Below are 17285 nucleotides of genomic sequence, written 5' to 3'. Positions count from 1 at the left end.
TTATGCGCTTTGACAACGTTGTCGGACATCACCGGTGGATCCCGTCGACGAGGAGCTCGGTAGATGTTCACGGATTCGGCACGTTCCCTGCGTCCCACCCGCCGCCAGCTGCTGATCGGAGCCGGCACCGCCGCCGGCGCGGCCGCACTCGGCGCCAGCACCGGGTCGGTGCCCGCCGCGGCGGCACCCGGCCGTACCGGCATCGACTGGCCGCGCGGGCAGGTGCTGCCACACTTCGCCGCGCCGGCCGTGCTGGATCTGGTCGACCTCACCGACGCCAGCGACGCCGACCAGCTGCTCGTCGCGAGCCTGCAGGGACTGGTCAACCGGACCCGGCCGCGGAGCGCGACGCTGCGGCCGGCCGACGAGGGCGGCCTGACCTGGCTGCGCACCGCCGGGCTGCGCTACCGCACGATCGGCTCACCCGCCGAGCTGTTGCGGCGGTACCGATCGGTCGTGCATGGCGTCGTGGTCACCGACCCCGACCTGCCGGCCACCCGCAACGTGGCCACCACGCTCGCCGGCCTGCACGACGCGATCATCGTCTCGCCGGACCAGCTGGACTCGCTGTCCGACCTGCCGGTGGTCGCCGACCTTCGTGGCCGGTTCGCCGACGAGATCGCCGCGTACACCTGGGCGGTCGACACCCTGTGGCCGCACACCGAGCACCGGATCCTGGTCGGCCTGGACCCGGAGAACACCCTGTGCGACCTGCGCGACTACGCGGTCGCGACGAGGGCGCTGACGCTGTGGATCCACGCCGACGTACCGGAGTCGCGGGCCATCGGCGACCGGGTGATGAGCGACATGGCGCCCGGTACGGCGTTCCTCGGCTGGTGGCCGGCCGGCGTCGGCGGCGAGAGCGACGGTACCGAGCTGACCTCCCGGCACGGGGTGATCGTGCTCGCGGCCGACCACTCGCAGAACCTCACCGTGTACGGCGGGGCATCCGCGCCGGTCTCCGCCGGCCAGCGTTCGCTGCCGGCGCCGCCGCTGGCCAACCGCGTGTACGTCACGTTCTCGATGACCGAGGGTGACAACCTGCAGTACAACCAGCACAAGATGCGGCAGCTGTGGGACGACCCGGGCCGCGGCACGGTGCCGCTGAACTGGTCGACCAACCCGCTGCTGATCGACGCGGCGCCGGTGTTCCTGAGCCACTACCAGCGCACCGCGACCCGCAACGACTACCTGATGGCCGGGCCGTCCGGCGCCGGCTACGCCTACCCGTCGCCGTGGCCGGACGACACGCTCGGCGCCTTCACCGGGATGACCGCCCGGTACATGCGGCGCACCGGGATGGACGCCGCGGTGATCCTGAACCGCATCGACGGCGACGACGTACCGCTGTCCGACGCCGAGGCCGCGCGCTACCTCCGCGACGTGCGGCCGCTCGGGCTGTTCAAGGACTGGACCACGCGCACCGAACTGTCCGTGCTGCACCGCGACACGCCGCAGGCGGTGAGCTACCTGACCAGCAGCGTCGCCGAGGCGCAGGAGGCGATCGCTGCCTCGGCCGCCGGCTGGTCCGGCGACGCACCGCTGTTCCTGTCGATCGGGATCCTGTCCTGGAACCTCAACCCGACCGACGTCGGCACGATCGCCGCGTCGCTGGCCGACCCGTACACGGTGGTGCGCGGCGACCAGTTCTTCCACCTCGCCCGCCGGGCCCTGCAGCTGCCCGGCCACTGACGCCACATCGGCGCCGGGCGGGTGCCTTGGCGCCGGTGGTTCTGCGAGCATGGGCTGGTGACTACCGGAGGCGAGCCGGCGCTGGTACCGGAGCTGTCGGTCACCGACCTCGCGACGAGCCTGCGCTTCTGGTGCGGCCTGTGCGGCTTCACCGTCGAGTACGAGCGGCCGGCGGAGGGGTTCGCCTACCTGTCGCTGGGCGGCGCGCACGTGATGCTCGACCAGCGGGGGATCGGACGCGACTGGGTGACCGGGCCACTGGAACCACCGCTGGGCCGGGGCATCAACCTGCAGCTGGCGGTCGCCGACCTGCGGCCGATCCGCAACGCGCTGGCGTCGGCGCGGTACCGGTTGTTCCAGCCGACCGAGACCACGTGGTACCGGATCGGGGCCGAGGAGGCCGGGGTCGAGCAGTTCCTGGTGACCGATCCGGACGGGTACCTGCTGCGGTTCCAACGCTCGCTGGGCCGGCGCGCGGTGCGCCGGTGACCGGTTCGCCGGCGGCGAGTGCCCGCCCGCGTCGCGCGTCCGGTCAGGCGAGGAAGCCGGAGCGGCGCCAGAGGGCGCGGCCGGGGCGGCCGATCATGCCGACCTCGGTGAGGAAGTCGGTGACCGGCTTGCCCATCCAGCGCAGGGTTTCCCGGTGGTACGGGTTGGCCCGGGCGAGCGCGCGCGCCCGGCGCGGGTCGAGGCCGACCGCCGCGTACACGCCGGGATGGATCAGGTTGGCCGACACGACGTACGCAGCCGCCGCGGTGAGCTGCCGGTGCCGCAACAGTGTCGGGCGCGAGGTGACCGCGACCTGCCGCGCCAGCTCGGTACGGGCGAACGTGACGTGCCGCGCCTCCTCCACCACGTGGATGCGCGAGGTCATGCGTACCAGCGGTTGCAGCGTCTCGTCGGCCATCAGCTCGCGCTGCAGTCGGTCGAGGGTCTCCTCGGTGAGCAGGGTGGCGGCGAACATCGCCGGCCCGCGCGGGGCGACCGCACCGAACAGCGCGCCGAGCCGCAGCAGGCCGGTACCGGGTGCGTGTTGGCTCGCGCCGAGCTTCTCGACCTCGCGGGCGAACATGATGCTGTGCCGGGTCTCGTCGCCGATCTCGGTCAGCGCGTACTGCACGTAGTCGCTGCCGGGGTCGCGCCGGTAGATGTCGCGCAGCAGCATGCGCATCAGCAGCGTCTCGAACCAGATGCCGAACCTGGTGATCGAGCACCACTCGTGGGTGCCGAGCGCGATGCGCTGCTCGGGGGTGAGCCGTTGCCACAGCGGCGTTCCGTATAGCGAGACGCGGTGCTCGGGCAGGCTCGGCACGCCGTCGGGCACCGGTGCCGACCAGTCGATGTCGAGGTCGGGATCGTAGCTGTGCCGGGCGGATGCGGTGAGCAACCGGCCGCGGGCGCGGGTCTGATCGGTGCCCGTCGCCATCCCGGGCCACCTCCTTCACCACCGAGATGTCTGTGACGCGATGTCACGCACAACAACTATGCGACGCCGCGGCCACCGCGTCAAGGATCATGTGACGGCTCGTCACAGTAAAGGCCGGATCTCGCCGCTGCCGCACGCCACCCCGTAGTCTGTCGGGGTGACTGGCAGCCAGCAGACCGACGGCCGGGCCCGGCGGTGGGCCGCGCACCGGCAGCAACGCCGCGCCGAACTGGTCGACGCGGCCGTCGCCGCGATCGAGGCGGCCGGCATCGACGTGGGATTCGACGCGATCGCCGAGCAGGCCGGCGTCTCGCGCACCGTGCTCTACCGCTACTTCGACTCCCGCGACGAGTTGCAGGTGGCGGTCGCGCAGCGCGCCGTGGAACTGTTGCTGGCCAAGCTGACCCGGCCGCTGCACTCCGGTGCCGCACCGCGGTCGCTGATCACCTCGCTGGTGCGCGCGCACGTGCGCTGGCTCGACGAGCACCCCGAGCTGTACCGGCTGATCGCCACGCGCTCCGCGGCCGTACCGGCCGGCCGGGAGGCGTTCACCGCCGGCGAGAAGCTGTTCGCCGCGCAGCTCGCCGACCTGCTCGGCCACTACATGACGCTGCTCGGTGTGGCCGACGACGCGCTGGAACCGATCGCGTACGGGCTGATCGGCATGGTGGAAGCGGCCGGCGACTGGTGGGTGCGCCGGCACGAACTCGGCGACCGCCGGCTGATCGGCCAGCGCCGGCTGGTCGAGTCGCTCGGCGACTCGATCTGGTACGTCATCGACGGCCACCTGCGCGCCCGCGGCGTCGAACTCGACCCTGACCGGCCCCTGCCGACTGGAGGCGACGATGACTGACGAACCGACCCGGTCCGGCGACGCCGGGCCCGCCGCGGTGACTTCGACGGCGACGGGGTCGCACGAGCCCGATGGCGACGGGTACCGGGGCGAGGTCGAGCTCGGCGACGGCGCGCGCAGCGTGCGGGTCGGCGCGGAGCTGCGCGGTGCGCTGGAGCCGATCAGCGGCGCCTACCGGTGGTACGGGCGGCTCGCCGCGGACCCGGCGATCACCGGGCTGGCCACCTCGCAGGCCCGCAACCTGACACTGACCACGCCGTACGGTTCGGTCACCACCACGCTCACCGACGCCGACCCGTGGGGCCGGTACCGGGTGGGTGGCACCGGGCGGCCGCCGTTCCCGGTGTCGACCACGCCCGCGTTCTGAACCGCCGCGGCCCGGCTCCCGGATCCGGTACGCGTGGTTCGTGCCGGTTGTCGCCGTCGTCGGATCCGGGCGCCGGAAACCGCGTCACCTGGGCATCTTGACAACGCTGTCATATTCCGATTGTGTGCTTACGGGTTGATGCCCGGCCTGTCCTCGTGCGTCAACCGTTGGGGTCGCGAGAACCGGTTCGTGCCGGTCCTCGAACCGTACGGGTCGATGGAGGCGCGGCGTGAAACGCAGAGCGTTGTTGGTGGGTAGCGGGGCATCCCTGGTGGCGTTGGCGGAAGGGGTGCCGTCGGTCGCGTCCGCGTCGCCGGTCTCCGACCGGTACGCGCCGGCCCGCGGGTCGGTGTTCGCCTCCTCGTTCGAGGCCGACGACCGGCCGCTGGACTGGACCAGCACGGTGGAGACCGACAAGCACGGCACCGCGCGGATGTCCGGGGTGACCGGCGCCGCCCCGACCGGCATTCCCGGCAGCATCGTCGACAAGATCACCAAGTGCGTGGCGAGCGGGGAGAACCCGCCCAACGAGATCGCCGCGAACCTGCTCGACGCCGACCCGAGCACCAAGTGGCTCGCGTTCACCGCGACCGCGTGGGCCGAGGTCCAGCTGTCCGAACCGATCGCGGTCGTGGCGTACGCGTTGACCTCGGCCAACGACCACGCCGAGCGCGACCCGAAGAACTGGACCCTGCAGGGCTCCACCGACGGTACACAGTGGACGGACCTGGACACCCGCACCGGCGAGACGTTCGAGCACCGCTACCAGCTGCGCCAGTTCAGCGTCGACAACACCACGAAGTACTCGTACTACCGGCTGAACGTCACCGCCAACGGCAGCGGCGACATCGTGCAGCTCGCCGACCTGCAACTGTCCAATGGGGACGATGCGCCACCGCCGCAGCAGGACATGCTGACCGCGGTTGGTACCGGCCCGGCCAGCGGGCCGAACGTGCGGCCGAAGGTCGGCTTCACCGGCGTCGCCTCGTTGGAGTTCGCCGGCCAGCACACTGCCGACGGGCGCGCCTTCGCCTACAACAAGATCTACGACGTGGAGCTGTCCGTCGGCCGGCACACGCGGCTGGCGTACACGGTGTTCCCGGTGATGGGCGTCGGTGACCTGTCCTACGCCAGCACGTACGTGGCGCTGGACCTGGCGTTCTCCGACGGCACGTACCTGTCGCAGCTGCCCGCGCTCGACCAGCACGGCATCGCCGCCTCGCCGAGCGGCCAGGGCGCCGGCAACATCCTGTACCCGAACCAGTGGAACTCGGTGGTGATCGACGTCGGCGCGGTCGCCGCCGGCAAGAAGGTCGAGCGCATCCTGTTCGGGTACGACAAGCCGGCCGGACCGGCGCAGTTCCGCGGCTGGCTGGACGACATCCGGCTCGGCGATCCGGTGGCGGACAGGCGATCTCGGCCCACCGACTACGTGCTGACCACCCGCGGCACCAACGCCTCCGGCGACTTCTCCCGCGGCAACAACATCCCGGCCACCGCGGTTCCCAACGGGTTCAACTTCTGGGTGCCGGTCACCGACGCCGGCTCGACCAGCTGGCTGTACGCGTACCAGAAGGCCAACAACGCGGCGAACCTGCCGGAACTGCAGGCCTTCTCGGTCAGTCACGAGCCGAGTCCCTGGATGGGGGACCGGCAGACCTTCCAGGTCATGCCGTCCGCGGCCAGCGGCACCCCGGACGCCGACCGCGGCACGCGGGCGCTGGCGTTCTCGCACGACGACGAAACCGCACAGGCGCACCGGTACGCGGTCACCTTCAGCAACGGCATCGCGGTGGAACTGGCCCCGACCGACCACGCGGCGATCTTCCGGTTCCGGTTCCCCGGCAGCGATGCCAGCCTGATCTTCGACAACGTCGACAACGACGGCGGACTCACCCTCGACGCCGACGGCCGCAGCCTGCACGGCTACTCCGACGTCCGGGTCGGCACCGACGGCGCCACCCGGCTGTTCGTGTACGCGGAGTTCGACCGCCCGGTCACCGACTCCGGCATGCTGCCCGGTGGCGGTGGCACGGACGTCACCGGCTTCTTCCGGTTCGACGCCGGCGCAACCCATCGGGTCACCATGCGCATCGCCACCTCGCTGCTGAGCGTGGCGCAGGCCAAGCACAACCTGGCACTGGAGATCTCCTCCCGCGACAGCCTGGAATCCGTACGGGAACGGGCCCGGCAGGCGTGGGAGAAGCGGCTCGGCGTGATCGAGGTCGAGGGCGCCACGCCGGACCAGCTCACCACGCTGTACTCCAACCTGTACCGGCTCAACCTCTACCCGAACTCCGGGTTCGAGAACGTCGGCACCAACCGGCAGCCGACGTACCGCTACGCCAGCCCGGTGTCCAAGCCGGTCAAGGATCCCACCGCCACCGAGACCGGCGCGAAGATCGTCGACGGCACGATCTACGTCAACCACGGCTTCTGGGACGTCTACCGCACCGCGTGGCCCGCGTACGCGCTGCTGTACCCGAGCGTGGCCGGCCGGCTCGTGCAGGGGTTCGTGCAGCAGTACCTCGACGGCGGGTGGATCTCCCGCTGGTCGTCGCCCGGCTACGCCGACCTGATGACCGGCACCAGCTCCGACGTCGCGTTCGCCGACGCGTTCCTCAAGGGCGTCAAGGGATTCGACCCCAAGGACGCGTACGACGCGGCCGTGCGCAACGCCTCGGTCGCGCCGACCAGCAGCGCCATCGGCCGCAAGGGCCTGGCCACGTCGATCTTCCTCGGCTACACCCCGGACAGCACCGGGGAGAGCGTGTCCTGGGCGCTGGAGGGCTTCGTCAACGACTTCGGCATCGGCAACATGGCCGCCGCGCTGGCCGAGCGGGCCACGGCGGGGAGCGCCGAGGCGCGCCGCTACGCCGAGGAGGCCGACTACTACCTGCGCCGCTGCCGCAACTACGTCTACCTGTTCGACCCCGCGATCGGGTTCTTCCAGGGCTTCGACGCCAAGCATCAGCCGCGGCTGGAGCCCAACGAGTACGACCCGCGGGTGTGGGGCAACGACTACACCGAGACCGACGGTTGGAACTTCGCCTTCCACGTGGCGCACGACGGCAATGGCCTGGCCAACCTGTACGGCGGGCGCGACAAGCTCGCCGCCAAGCTCGACGAGTTCTTCCGCACGCCGGAAACCGCGCAGTATCCCGGCTCGTACGGCGGGACCATCCACGAGATGCTCGAGGCCCGGGACGTCCGGATGGGCCAGTACGGGCACAGCAACCAGCCGTCACACCACATCACCTACATGTACACGTACGCCGGGCAGCCGTGGAAGACGCAGCAGAAGGTGCGCGAGGTGCTGCAGCGGCTCTACACCGGCTCCGAGATCGGCCAGGGCTACTGCGGCGACGAGGACAACGGCGAGATGTCCGCCTGGTGGATCTTCTCCGCGCTGGGCATCTACCCGCTGCAGATGGGCAGCCCGCGCTACGCCATCGGCTCGCCGCTGTTCCGCAAGGCCACCGTGCACCTGGAGAGCGGGCACAACCTGGTGGTGAACGCCCCCGGCAACTCGGTGTCCACCGTGTACGTGCGCGGTCTTCGGGTCAACGGTCAGCGGTACGAGAAGTCCTTTGTGGACCATGCGACGCTGGCGCGGGGCGCCCGCCTGGACTTCACCATGGGCGCCAAGCCGTCGCGCTGGGGCAGCGGGGCCGACGCCGCGCCACCGTCGCTGACCACCGGGACCGATGTCGCGATCCCGCTCACCGACGTCACCGCGGCCGCCGACGCCAGTGCCAGCGACGGTACCGACGTCGACAAGCTCGCCAACGACACGTCGGCCGACCAGGTCACGTTCGGAGGTGCCGCCGTCACGGTCGACTACCAGCTCGACGCGGCGGCGAAGGTCACGCACTACACGCTGACCTCCGGCACCGCCGAGCACGGCGACCCGGTGGCCTGGACGCTGTCCGGCTCGACCGACGGTACTGACTGGACCGTGCTGGACACCCGCAGCGACGAGGCCTTCACCTGGCGCCGACAGACCCGGCCGTTCACCGTCGCCAAGCCCGGCTCGTACCCCCGGTACCGGCTCGACGTGACCGCCACGACCGGCGGAGCGCCGCTGGTACTGGCGCAGGTCGAGCTGCTCGACACACCGGCCGATCCACCGGTCAAACCGGACAAGTCGCGCTGAACGCGGAGCACCGATACCCGGGTCGGGCCGGACCCGGGTATCGGTTTCGTGCCGCCCGCCGGGGCATGCTAAGTTCTTACCCGTTGCGCCGTTAGCTCAATTGGCAGAGCAGCTGACTCTTAATCAGCGGGTTCGGGGTTCGAGTCCCTGACGGCGCACCACTCAGAAAGACCCCTCCACCAGCGAAAACGCTAACGGAGGGGTCTTCTTCATGTGAGGGTGACCCCTGTCTGACAGCACCGGCTGACAGCAACGGTCAGCCCTCCTCGCCGGTCAAGAGGTCGTTGATCTTGCCCAGGGCGTCCCGCATGTTGTCCAGCGAGACGTGCGCGTAGGTGTTCATCGTCATCTCCAGGGTGGAATGCCCCAAGATTTCCATGACGATGCGGGGCGGCACGCCCAGTGACAGCAGGACCGTCGCGCACCCGTGGCGCAGGTCGTGCAGGCGTACCGGGGGAAGCTCGGCTTCCTCGCACTGCTCGTGGAACAGCCGGGTGGAGTTCCGGGGGTCGATCGGGGTCCCGATCGAGGTGGTGAACACGTGCCCCGAGTCGGGGTAGCGACCGTCAAGGTCGGCACGTTCCATCCGGGACGCGTACCAGTGGTCCCGAAGCGCCCGCAGCACGAGAGCGGGCAGCGGCACGGTCCGCTTGGACCGGCGAGTCTTGGTGGGCAGCAGCTCCAGGCCGGCGCTCGTGCGTTGCAGGCTGCCACGCACCCGGAGAACCCCGGAGGTCAGATCGATGTCGTCCCACTTCAAGGCGAGGGCTTCGCTGCGACGCAGCCCCAGGACCGCCAGGACGACGAACAGAGCATACAGCCGGTAGTCGCGAGCGGACCGGAGCAAGGTCTTCACCTGCTCGACGGTCAGGGGTGTTGGCTCGCGCTTGCTCGGTGCGGCGACCCGCACGAGCTTGGCCACGTTGCGCGGTATGATCTCTTCCCGGGTGGCATCTTCGAGAGCGGCCCGCAGGGTCGCGTGCACGTACCGGACGGTGTGTTCACCGGTGCCGTGCTTGGCCAGGCCGTCCAGGAACAGCCGGACCTCTCGGGCGGACAACGGGACTGCCCCGAGTTTGGTTGACACTCGGGGTTGATGGGTGTCAGACCGCGTGTGCGGTCGTGTAGATGGTCTCAAACTCGATCGGAGTCAGTCGGCCGAGGCGGCGTTGTCGGCGTCGTCGGTGGTAGGTCTTCTCGATCCAGGTCACGATCGCCAGGCGCAGCTGGTGGCGGGTGGCCCAGCGGCGGCGGTTGAGCACATTCTTTTGCAGTAGCGCGAAGAACGATTCCATGGCGGCGTTGTCGCCGCAGGCGCTGACCCGGCCCATCGACCCGATCAGACCGGCCTGGTGCAGCGTGGTGACGAACTTGCGGGACCGGAACTGGGCGCCACGGTCGGAGTGCACGATGGTGCCGGCCGTTTCCCGCTGCGTGATGGCGTAGGTGAGCGCGTCTGCGGCCAGTTGCGCGCTCATGCTCGAGTCGATCGAGTATCCGACGATCCGGTTGGACCACACGTCCTTGATCGCGCACAGATACAGCTTTCCCTCACCGGTGGGATGTTCGGTGATGTCGGTCAACCACACCGTGTTCGGCGCCGCGGCGGTGAAATCACGGCCGCCTGCCCGACGCTTGAGCAGATCGTCATGCACCGGTGGGCCCGGCCTGCGGTTCAGACCCCGCTTACGGGAGTGGGCGCAGAAGATCCGCTGATCGCGGCACAGCCGCCACACCCTGTTGTCTGAGACGTGGTGACCGGCGGCGCGTAGCTCGTCGGCCACCAGCCGGTATCCGAACTCCGGATCATCGGCATGCGCATCGATCGCCGCATTGGTCAGGTACGCGTCCTGCACGTCGCGCTGCGATACCGGCTCGGTCAGCCACTGGTAATAGGCCTGCCGGGAGAACCCCAGCACCCGACACGTCACCGCGACCGGCACCCTGATCGGGGCGCCGGCCACGGCCAAGTCACGGACGAGCGGGTAGATCATTTTGGGTTGATGTCCCGGGCCAGATAGGCCGCGGCCCGGCGCAGCACCTCGTTTTCCTGCTCCAGCAGCCGATTACGGCGCTTGAGCTCACGCAGCTCCTGCGACTCCTGCCGGGTCACGCCGGGACGGTCACCGTCCTCGACCACCGCGGCGCGCAGCCAGTTGGACAGGCACGACTCGGAGATCCCGAAGTCTTTCGCGATCTGTGTCAGCGGCGCGCCACCGGCACGAGCGACCGCGACCACGTTGTCCCGAAACTCGCGGGGATAGGGCTTGGGCACAACAGACATCCTTCCAGCAAGGCCAGCAGCCTCACAGGTCAGGTGTCAACCAAACCCTGAGCAGCCCCGTTGTATGCCTTCTTGGCCTTCGGCTGGAACTTCGCCTTGACGTTGACGCGCTGGCGGCTGCCCAGCGCCAGGTAGTAGTCCTTCGCCGGCTCGTCCTTGAGGAACTCGAAGAAGTCGCGGGCCATGAGGCCGAACGAGCCGGAGCCCGCCGAATCGTACTCGTCGGTCTGTGCGAAGAAGTTGTAGACGAGGGTGTCGATGAGCAGCCCGCCCATCCCCACTCCGTTCTCGTTCTTCCACGCCCGCGCCATCCGCGCCAAGTGGCGCATGTTCGTCGAGGTGCGGTCGTTGCACTCCTTCGTCGCGGCGATCTCCTCGCGAGGCTTGGTGATCTTCCAGTCCTTCGCCTTCGTGTCCGGGTAGTCGAAGCTGCCGTCGGAGTTTTCGAACGCCGGCTGGACCTCGAACTTGAAGGCGTTGGAGATGAACCGCACCCGGACCACACATTGGTCGACGCGGATGTCGGTGTTCGGGTACCGCGCCCTGAGGACGTTACGGACGCGCTCGAGCATCCGCCGCGGACCCGTCTCGTTGCCGTAGTTCGAGCGGATCCCCGACGGGAGGATGAAGATCATGTCGAGGTCGGACACGTCCTTGATGGCGGTGTGCCGGCCGAACGAGCCGACCATGAGCCTGTAGTCGGTGCAGCCATCCTTGGAGCGGAAGTCCTTGTTCAGCGCCTTGGCGATCTCGTCTCTGCGGGCGGCGACCGTGGAGGCCGTACTGCCCACCTTGAGGTTCTCCAGCAGCCCGTCGAAGATCTCGGAGGTCTGCATGTCACGCCTCTCCTTCGCCGAGGCGGAGCGCTTCGGGTAGCAGCAGATCGATCTCGCGGGAGGTGAACGTCATCTCCTCGTTGTTGCGCAGCCCGTCCTGCGCCCGCGTGAACGCTTTGGTGCTCGTCCTGGGCGCATCGGCGTACGCGTCGAGCGTGGCCTGCTGGAGTTCGTCGCGGCGCTGCCGGCCGGCGGCGCCGGAGACCGTGCCGGACATCAGGTCGGCGATGAGCGAGATGTAGGACTCCCGGACGTTCCACAGCCTGGAGGCGATGCCGCGGTGGGCGTTGGACTCCTCTTCGAACTTGAACGTCTTCGCGCCGAGGCTCATCCAGGTGACCAGCAGGGCGACGGAGGAGGTCACCAGGCCCGTCAGCACCGCGTTGCCGACCAGGCCGACGACCGCCACGAGGAAGGTGCCGGAACTGATCGCGGTGAGCGCGATGAGCGCCGCCTGCTGCCAGCGGTGCTTGGTGAAGCAGATGTCGGCCTGCTTCTCATGGGTCTTGTGGCTGTACACCAGCCGCCCGAATGCTTCGCGCACTTGGGCCAGCAGGTACGGATCCCGATCGAGGACCGCCGCGCTCTGATCTGTCAATTCACGCCTACTCGGCCGAGGACTCCTGGACGTGCGCATGAGGTCAGGTGCACGCCCCCCAAGTATGACGGCGACCACCGACACCACCGACGAGTCATGCAGCTGACACGATGGCTGCCCACCACGCCGGTCGCGCTGGCTGCGCGATGTGCTGGTCGCTGGATGAGGCTGGTGCCGCCACACCAGGGGCAGGTATTGGCGGATCGGGCTCCAGCGGCCCCGGGCACCCGATCACCAAGACTGGACCAGCGGGCTGGGTGGGGGCGAGCTCGGCGATCTGGCTACGCCCATTGGGCAGCCACACTGTCCTGATCGCTGACCGCGGTACGGCGGATCGAGCGCCGGGTGTGACCGGGGCCATGTTGATGAACTTGTTGGTGATGTCGTCGAAGTACACGTTCATCAGCTCGGCGATCTGGTTGTCGAGCAGATTCTCCATCCGCCTGGAGTCCTCGTAGCTGATGTCGTGGATGTCCACCAGCTCCAGCGGGGTAAGCCCCCGGCGCTCGAAAATGTCGTACGCCGAGGGCATCGTGGTGGGTGTCAGACCCGCAGCGCGCTGGTCCAGCAGATCAACGCCCACGGGTTGACCAGCAGCGCGATGAACGCGAGCAGGGCGCAGCCGAGGATGGCCACCGTGGCCGGCCAGTTGGTCTGCATGGACAGGGCGCACCGCGCCGCGGTTACGCTCATCGAGCGCACCACCTTTCGTCGATGGGACGGGTGACGCGCTTGGCGGCGGCCCGAGGATGCCCCCTCGGGCCGTCAGCGCGTCATCAGCAGGCTACGACCAAGGGGTGACAGCACTTCTGCGTCGATGTAGTCCAGACAGTTCCGATGGGGCCGCCGATGGGGCCCACTATGATGCGCGGCGCTGCTCCCGGGCGGGTGTACAGGCGGGCGAGACACCTTGTGCGACGTGTGCACGAGGGAGAAGGTCTTCTCCTGCACCTCGTGCAGCTTGTTGAGCAGCACCACCCGGGACGCTTATACCGAACGAATACGACGGTCTGGCCGGCTCTCGTCGATCCACGCGCGGTGACCTTCGGGCCCTTCGGCGGCATCGTCGGCCACGCGAGTTCGCCATCACATAATTTCCCTTACGTAGGGGTCTGCCCTGCCCGTGGCGAATCCTCCAGCCTGCAGGTCGGCGCCGATCGACCAGCCGCTGACGTCTTCAAGGTTGATGCGCAGCATGCCCTCATCGAGACGGGGTGGCCGGCCGCCGGAGACACGCACACAGGTTGTAGAGGGGGAGCTGTCGACCGCCGCGTCATCGCACTCCTCGACGAGCTGACCTGCCCCACGGGCCTGAGCGCGCGAGCCCCGAATACCGCGGTCCGTCGATAGCTCGGCTGGGCCTCTCGGCCTGGTATTCGTTGCAGCACCGTTGGGACACAACCGAATGAGTTGCCGAAGCCGGTATGTCGGCGCGCCACGAGGCCGGCTCACATATGACAACCCGGCACGGGGTTCCTGTCCGCTATGGCCGAGCCCGCGCGGTAGCAGCGGCGGAGGGTGCTCGGTGTGCTGGTCGTTGGCTCAGGCTGGTGCTGTCGCGCCAAGGGAGGTAGTCGAATTCGTCGATGATCTCCTGCACCTGCCTGAGCGCCTGGGTGTCATGCCGGTGGTAGGTCCGGCGGTCGATGCCGTCGGGTCCTTGCTGGTCGGTTACCCAGCCGTCGGGTCCGGCGTCTTCGAGTTTGAGGCGGATCTGGTTCCAGCGGCCCCAGCGGCCTGACCACCAAGACTGGACCAGCTGGGTGGGTGCGATCTCGGCGATCTGGCCGCGCCCGTTGGGTAGCCACACGGTCTTGATCGCCGGCCGGCCCGAGCGGGGTGCGGCGTGGACGGTCAGTTCCCGGCGGGCCAGCCGGCCGCGGCCGTTCGGATAGATGCCGTGCCAGCGGGGCCTGGTGGTCGACAACCGCACCGCCGCCTCGGACCATTGATCCTCCAGGACCATCAGCACGCAGTTGGCCTGCCGGATCCGGGTCTGCAGCCGCATGCGTATCCGCTGCGTCAGCGGCGCGGTTGGCCGGGTCACCACCATGCGCATCCCGTCGGCCAGGGCCGACACGACCGCCGCCCACCGAGGGCCGGGCTCGGGTACCAGCACGGTGCGCTCGGCCGCCACCCCCAACTCCTGCGCGGCGACCACACCCCAGTGCGGGATCCCGACCACGGCGACCCATCCGCCGTGGTCGGTACCGGCCGCCGCGAGGCTCATCGCCAACGACAGTGACCCGATTCCGCAAGTGATCACTGTCGCCCGCTGCCGGGACAGCCCGCCGGGAAGCAGCGAGCGCAGCGGCCCCGGCACCGGCAGGCCGCCCATGATCCCGCGCTCGATCTGCCGGTCGTCGATGAGTTTGCGCAGCTCAGCGACGTCAGCCATGACTCAGATAATCGAACGTACGTTCGATTTCGTCAACCTGAACCACCCGGACGAGTCGATCACATCGACGAGCTGTTGTCGGCGTTGTCCCGCTGCTCCGGGCCCGGGCATCGCACCTGTGGGAAGCCGGGAGTCTTCGACAGCTTCGCTCGGGTCGTGGGCGTGCTGTAGCGCTCGCGGATGACGTGCTGGACGTGGACTTCGAACATGTGTTCGTATAGGCCAGTGGTGGGGACGTTGTGGCCGGACGGGGTGCCCTGGGATCGCGTGGTAGCACCACGGCGGCGGTGGATGCGACGCGGGAGGCCCTGGGAGGCCGAGTTCATCAACCTCGACGAGCTGTCCGGCGAGGGTAGGCGTTGGCGGGTGAACTGGACCGGTCGCACAGCCCGTCGTGGTGATCTGGTGTACGAGGCGCTCGACGAGGCGTTGGGCGCCGTCCAGTGGGTCATCGAGCAGGGTGGCGACTGGGTCGAGGTGGACCCGAGCGATGCGCGTCGGGTGATCGATGACTGCGAGTTGGGCCCCGACGTGCGTGGGGAAGTGGCCCCGCTGCCACGATCGGGGCCGTGATCGGCGGATGCGTGGCCAGATCGCCGGCCGGGCACCGGTCGACGGCCTTCCCAGCGCCGGCTCACCGACCGGCTGCAGTCCGGTCCAGGTTGCTGCGCATCCAAACCGTGAATCTCTCGTCGGTCGACTCGACGGGCATCACCGAGCGGGTCACGACGATGCTGGCCCATCGGTCAGTTGCCGCAGAGATGCCTGGCTGCCGAGCATGGCGAGGGCGGTCTCCAGAAAGCGGCGTGGTGTGGCTATCTGATCGGCAGGTTGTGGGTCATGGCTTGGTTGACGGGCCAGCCGGGTTGTGGTTGGACGAGTCCGGCGGGTTGCCAGCCCCAGTGCTGGTAGATGGTGTGTGCGGTGGTGTCGGGGTTGACCAGTAGTACGGCCCAGGCCTCGGGGCGGTGCGCCAGCGCGGTGTGGACGAGTTGGCGTGCGAGCCCTCGGCCGCGGTGAGGGCGGCGGATGGCGAGTTCGTAGAGGCCGGCTTTGTCGGCTGCGTGGATGTCCGGGGATGGGGTGTCGAGTGCTCCGCGCCACCAGCGGCCAGCTTCGAGGGTGGCGACGTAGGCCATGCCGACGAGGCGGTGGCCGTGGTAGGCGGCGGCGAGTGCGAATCCAGGTTGCTGGGTCTGTTGCCGGTAGCGGTCGGTGAAGGCGGCGACGTCGTCGGGCCCTTCGTTGTAGGGGGGTTCGGCGTACACCTCCGCATACAGCTCGGCCACCTGTTCGGCGATGTCGCGGGCCTGGGGTGGTTGGAGAAGCGTGATGCTGGGGTCGGTCATGGCCTTATCGTCGGTCATGCGATCAGTCCTGCGGTGCGGGCACGTTCGACCAGGTCGGCCGAGGACGTGGTGTGCTGGTCATGGACGGCGTGGATGAGTTGCACGGCACGGCGTCTCAGCCGGGACGAGGACAGCACGGTCAGGTGCGGGATCAACTCGGCGAGTTGGGTGCAGGCGTCGCGGGTGTTGTGTTGGGCGTGCATCTCTTCGGCTAGTCGTACCCGGAAGAACACTTCGTTGCGGGGAAACAGCCCGCGTTGCAGGGCTAGAGCGGCGCGGAAGCGTGTTTCGGCCCGCGTGTGGTCGCCGGAGTCGGCGACGCAGGTGGCTTCGATGGAAGCGACTTCGGCTTCGTCGAGGAACCACACCCAGGGCGGGTCGTCGTCATGGCGGGCGGGGTGGTAGACGGTGCGGGCGCGGGTGAGTAGGCGCTCGACTTCGTGGTGGTCGCCGGTTTTTGCCCAGCCTGCTGCCTCGCGGAGCAGCATGAGCGCTTGAACGCGGGGTGGTGCCCAGCCGGCGGCGAGTTTCTGGCCGCGTTGCGCGAACTGCACGGCTTCGCGTGTGCGGCCGAGGAAGGTGGCTTGCATCGACAGTGAGGACAGCACGACGACTTCGCGGCGTGGATCCTCGATCAGTTGGGCGTGGGTGAGGGCCTGCTGGTACCAGTACCGTGCCTGTTGTTGTTGCCCGGCGTCGTATTGGACCCAGCCTGCCAGCTCGGACAGTTCGGTGAGCGTTGCTTGGATCTCGCGACCGACCCGGTCGGGGTAGTGCCCGTGTTGCAGCATTGTGTCTGCTTGGGCGGCGGCGCGGACTGCGGCTTCGCGTAGCACGTCACCGCCGTGAGTGGTGTCGAGCTGGACGATTTCGGTGGCCAGAGATCGGAGTTTGGCCGCGTCGTCGAGGCCGACGTGTGGGGTGGGCGCGTCGGTCAATTCCAGCACCGGGGTGGTCAGGGTCAGCGCGCCGAGTGTTCCGGCGATGAAGGCTCGGCGGTCCGTGGCGGGCTCCTCGGGCTCGGCGACCGCCGGGGCAAGCCCAGCCATCTGTCGGGGGATCCCGAGTGCGTCGCACAGTCCCCGCACCGTGCGCAGTGACGGCTCTGTGCTTCGCCCTGACATCAGCCTCGACACCTGAGCTCGTGAGATTCCGGCTGCCGCGGCGATCGCGGTCTGGGAGACGTTGGAGACTCGCACCGCGGCGCGTAGCACGCTGCGCCAGTCGCCGACTCCCAGCGCGGCCCGCACGTCGGGTTGCAGCACGAACCCGGCGGGCAACATCATCGGCCGGTCGGGCCGCACGGGGCGCGGCCGCGGAGGGCGG

General features: G+C 69.1%; 17 protein-coding genes and 1 tRNA gene. 7 read left to right on the top strand and 11 right to left on the bottom strand.

The window, feature by feature from the left end:
- Positions 1 to 63: 63 nt before the first annotated feature.
- Complete coding sequence (locus tag Asera_RS30080) at positions 64 to 1692, top strand: GxGYxYP domain-containing protein (protein ID WP_030449710.1); 1629 nt, start codon at positions 64 to 66, stop codon at positions 1690 to 1692.
- A gap of 57 nt (positions 1693 to 1749) precedes the next feature.
- On the top strand, positions 1750 to 2181 hold the full coding sequence (locus tag Asera_RS30075; protein ID WP_030449709.1) for a bleomycin resistance protein: 432 nt from the start codon (positions 1750 to 1752) through the stop codon (positions 2179 to 2181).
- 43 nt (positions 2182 to 2224) lie between these two features.
- On the opposite strand, the gene Asera_RS30070 is transcribed toward Asera_RS30075, so the two are convergent.
- Positions 2225 to 3118 (bottom strand): AurF N-oxygenase family protein, encoded by an 894-nt coding sequence (locus Asera_RS30070; protein WP_030449708.1) that lies wholly within the window; start codon positions 3116 to 3118, stop codon positions 2225 to 2227.
- Between the two features lie 157 nt (positions 3119 to 3275).
- Between Asera_RS30070 and Asera_RS30065 the strand changes: the two genes are divergently transcribed.
- The 4 genes from Asera_RS30065 to Asera_RS30050 all read left to right on the top strand — a co-directional run bounded on the left by Asera_RS30065 (position 3276) and on the right by Asera_RS30050 (position 8655).
- Positions 3276 to 3971: a TetR/AcrR family transcriptional regulator gene (locus tag Asera_RS30065; RefSeq protein WP_030449707.1), complete on the top strand. Its 696-nt coding sequence runs from the start codon at positions 3276 to 3278 to the stop codon at positions 3969 to 3971.
- Positions 3964 to 4338, top strand: a complete 375-nt coding sequence (locus Asera_RS30060; RefSeq protein ID WP_084132858.1) for a DUF4873 domain-containing protein — start codon at positions 3964 to 3966, stop codon at positions 4336 to 4338. Before Asera_RS30065 ends, Asera_RS30060 begins: the two co-directional genes overlap by 8 nt.
- Before the next feature lie 229 nt (positions 4339 to 4567).
- Entirely contained in the window at positions 4568 to 8494 is a 3927-nt protein-coding gene (locus tag Asera_RS30055) for a GH92 family glycosyl hydrolase (RefSeq protein ID WP_211255810.1), read from the top strand.
- Between the two features lie 85 nt (positions 8495 to 8579).
- Positions 8580 to 8655, top strand: a tRNA-Lys gene (locus Asera_RS30050).
- 95 nt (positions 8656 to 8750) lie between these two features.
- On the opposite strand, the gene Asera_RS30045 is transcribed toward Asera_RS30050, so the two are convergent.
- From Asera_RS30045 to Asera_RS30010, 8 genes are all read right to left on the bottom strand, one after another.
- Positions 8751 to 9554, bottom strand: a complete 804-nt coding sequence (locus Asera_RS30045) for a tyrosine-type recombinase/integrase (RefSeq protein ID WP_051803059.1) — start codon at positions 9552 to 9554, stop codon at positions 8751 to 8753.
- Between the two features lie 43 nt (positions 9555 to 9597).
- Positions 9598 to 10769, bottom strand: a protein-coding gene (locus tag Asera_RS30040; RefSeq protein ID WP_425305964.1) for an IS3 family transposase whose coding sequence is annotated in 2 segments (ribosomal slippage) — positions 9598 to 10490 and positions 10490 to 10769 — 1173 coding nt in all. Because the reading frame shifts where the segments join, the coding sequence is not laid out codon by codon here.
- A gap of 38 nt (positions 10770 to 10807) precedes the next feature.
- A complete protein-coding gene (locus Asera_RS30035; protein WP_211255825.1) occupies positions 10808 to 11614 on the bottom strand; it encodes an SMODS domain-containing nucleotidyltransferase in 807 nt (268 codons plus the stop codon).
- Position 11615: 1 nt separating this feature from the next.
- The gene (locus tag Asera_RS30030) at positions 11616 to 12212 is read right to left on the bottom strand and encodes an SLATT domain-containing protein (RefSeq protein WP_030450010.1); all 597 of its coding nucleotides are present in this window, start codon (positions 12210 to 12212) and stop codon (positions 11616 to 11618) included.
- Positions 12213 to 12306: 94 nt separating this feature from the next.
- Positions 12307 to 12795, bottom strand: coding sequence for a hypothetical protein (locus Asera_RS30025; protein ID WP_157035251.1), 489 nt, complete (start codon positions 12793 to 12795; stop codon positions 12307 to 12309).
- The gene (locus tag Asera_RS30020; protein ID WP_157035250.1) at positions 12756 to 12905 is read right to left on the bottom strand and encodes a hypothetical protein; all 150 of its coding nucleotides are present in this window, start codon (positions 12903 to 12905) and stop codon (positions 12756 to 12758) included. The genes Asera_RS30025 and Asera_RS30020 overlap by 40 nt, the downstream gene beginning before the upstream one ends.
- A 790-nt stretch (positions 12906 to 13695) precedes the next feature.
- Positions 13696 to 14610 carry a hypothetical protein gene (locus Asera_RS30015; RefSeq protein WP_051803132.1) on the bottom strand — a complete coding sequence of 305 codons (915 nt, stop codon included), beginning with the start codon at positions 14608 to 14610 and terminating at the stop codon, positions 13696 to 13698.
- A 59-nt stretch (positions 14611 to 14669) separates the two neighbouring features.
- The gene (locus tag Asera_RS30010; RefSeq protein WP_157035249.1) at positions 14670 to 14819 is read right to left on the bottom strand and encodes a hypothetical protein; all 150 of its coding nucleotides are present in this window, start codon (positions 14817 to 14819) and stop codon (positions 14670 to 14672) included.
- A gap of 196 nt (positions 14820 to 15015) precedes the next feature.
- On the opposite strand from Asera_RS30010, the gene Asera_RS30005 reads away from it, so the two are divergent.
- Positions 15016 to 15183, top strand: coding sequence for a hypothetical protein (locus Asera_RS30005; RefSeq protein WP_157035248.1), 168 nt, complete (start codon positions 15016 to 15018; stop codon positions 15181 to 15183).
- A 242-nt stretch (positions 15184 to 15425) separates the two neighbouring features.
- On the opposite strand, the gene Asera_RS30000 is transcribed toward Asera_RS30005, so the two are convergent.
- Both Asera_RS30000 and Asera_RS29995 read right to left on the bottom strand, forming a co-directional pair.
- The gene (locus tag Asera_RS30000; RefSeq protein ID WP_051803131.1) at positions 15426 to 15977 is read right to left on the bottom strand and encodes a GNAT family N-acetyltransferase; all 552 of its coding nucleotides are present in this window, start codon (positions 15975 to 15977) and stop codon (positions 15426 to 15428) included.
- The gene (locus Asera_RS29995; protein WP_030450007.1) at positions 15974 to 17245 is read right to left on the bottom strand and encodes a helix-turn-helix domain-containing protein; all 1272 of its coding nucleotides are present in this window, start codon (positions 17243 to 17245) and stop codon (positions 15974 to 15976) included. The genes Asera_RS30000 and Asera_RS29995 overlap by 4 nt, the downstream gene beginning before the upstream one ends.
- Between the last annotated feature and the right edge of the window lie 40 nt (positions 17246 to 17285).

Origin of the sequence: Actinocatenispora sera (assembly GCF_018324685.1) — a bacterium.
GTDB lineage: Bacteria > Actinomycetota > Actinomycetes > Mycobacteriales > Micromonosporaceae > Actinocatenispora > Actinocatenispora sera.
This window is presented reverse-complemented; position numbering and strand designations above follow the sequence as displayed.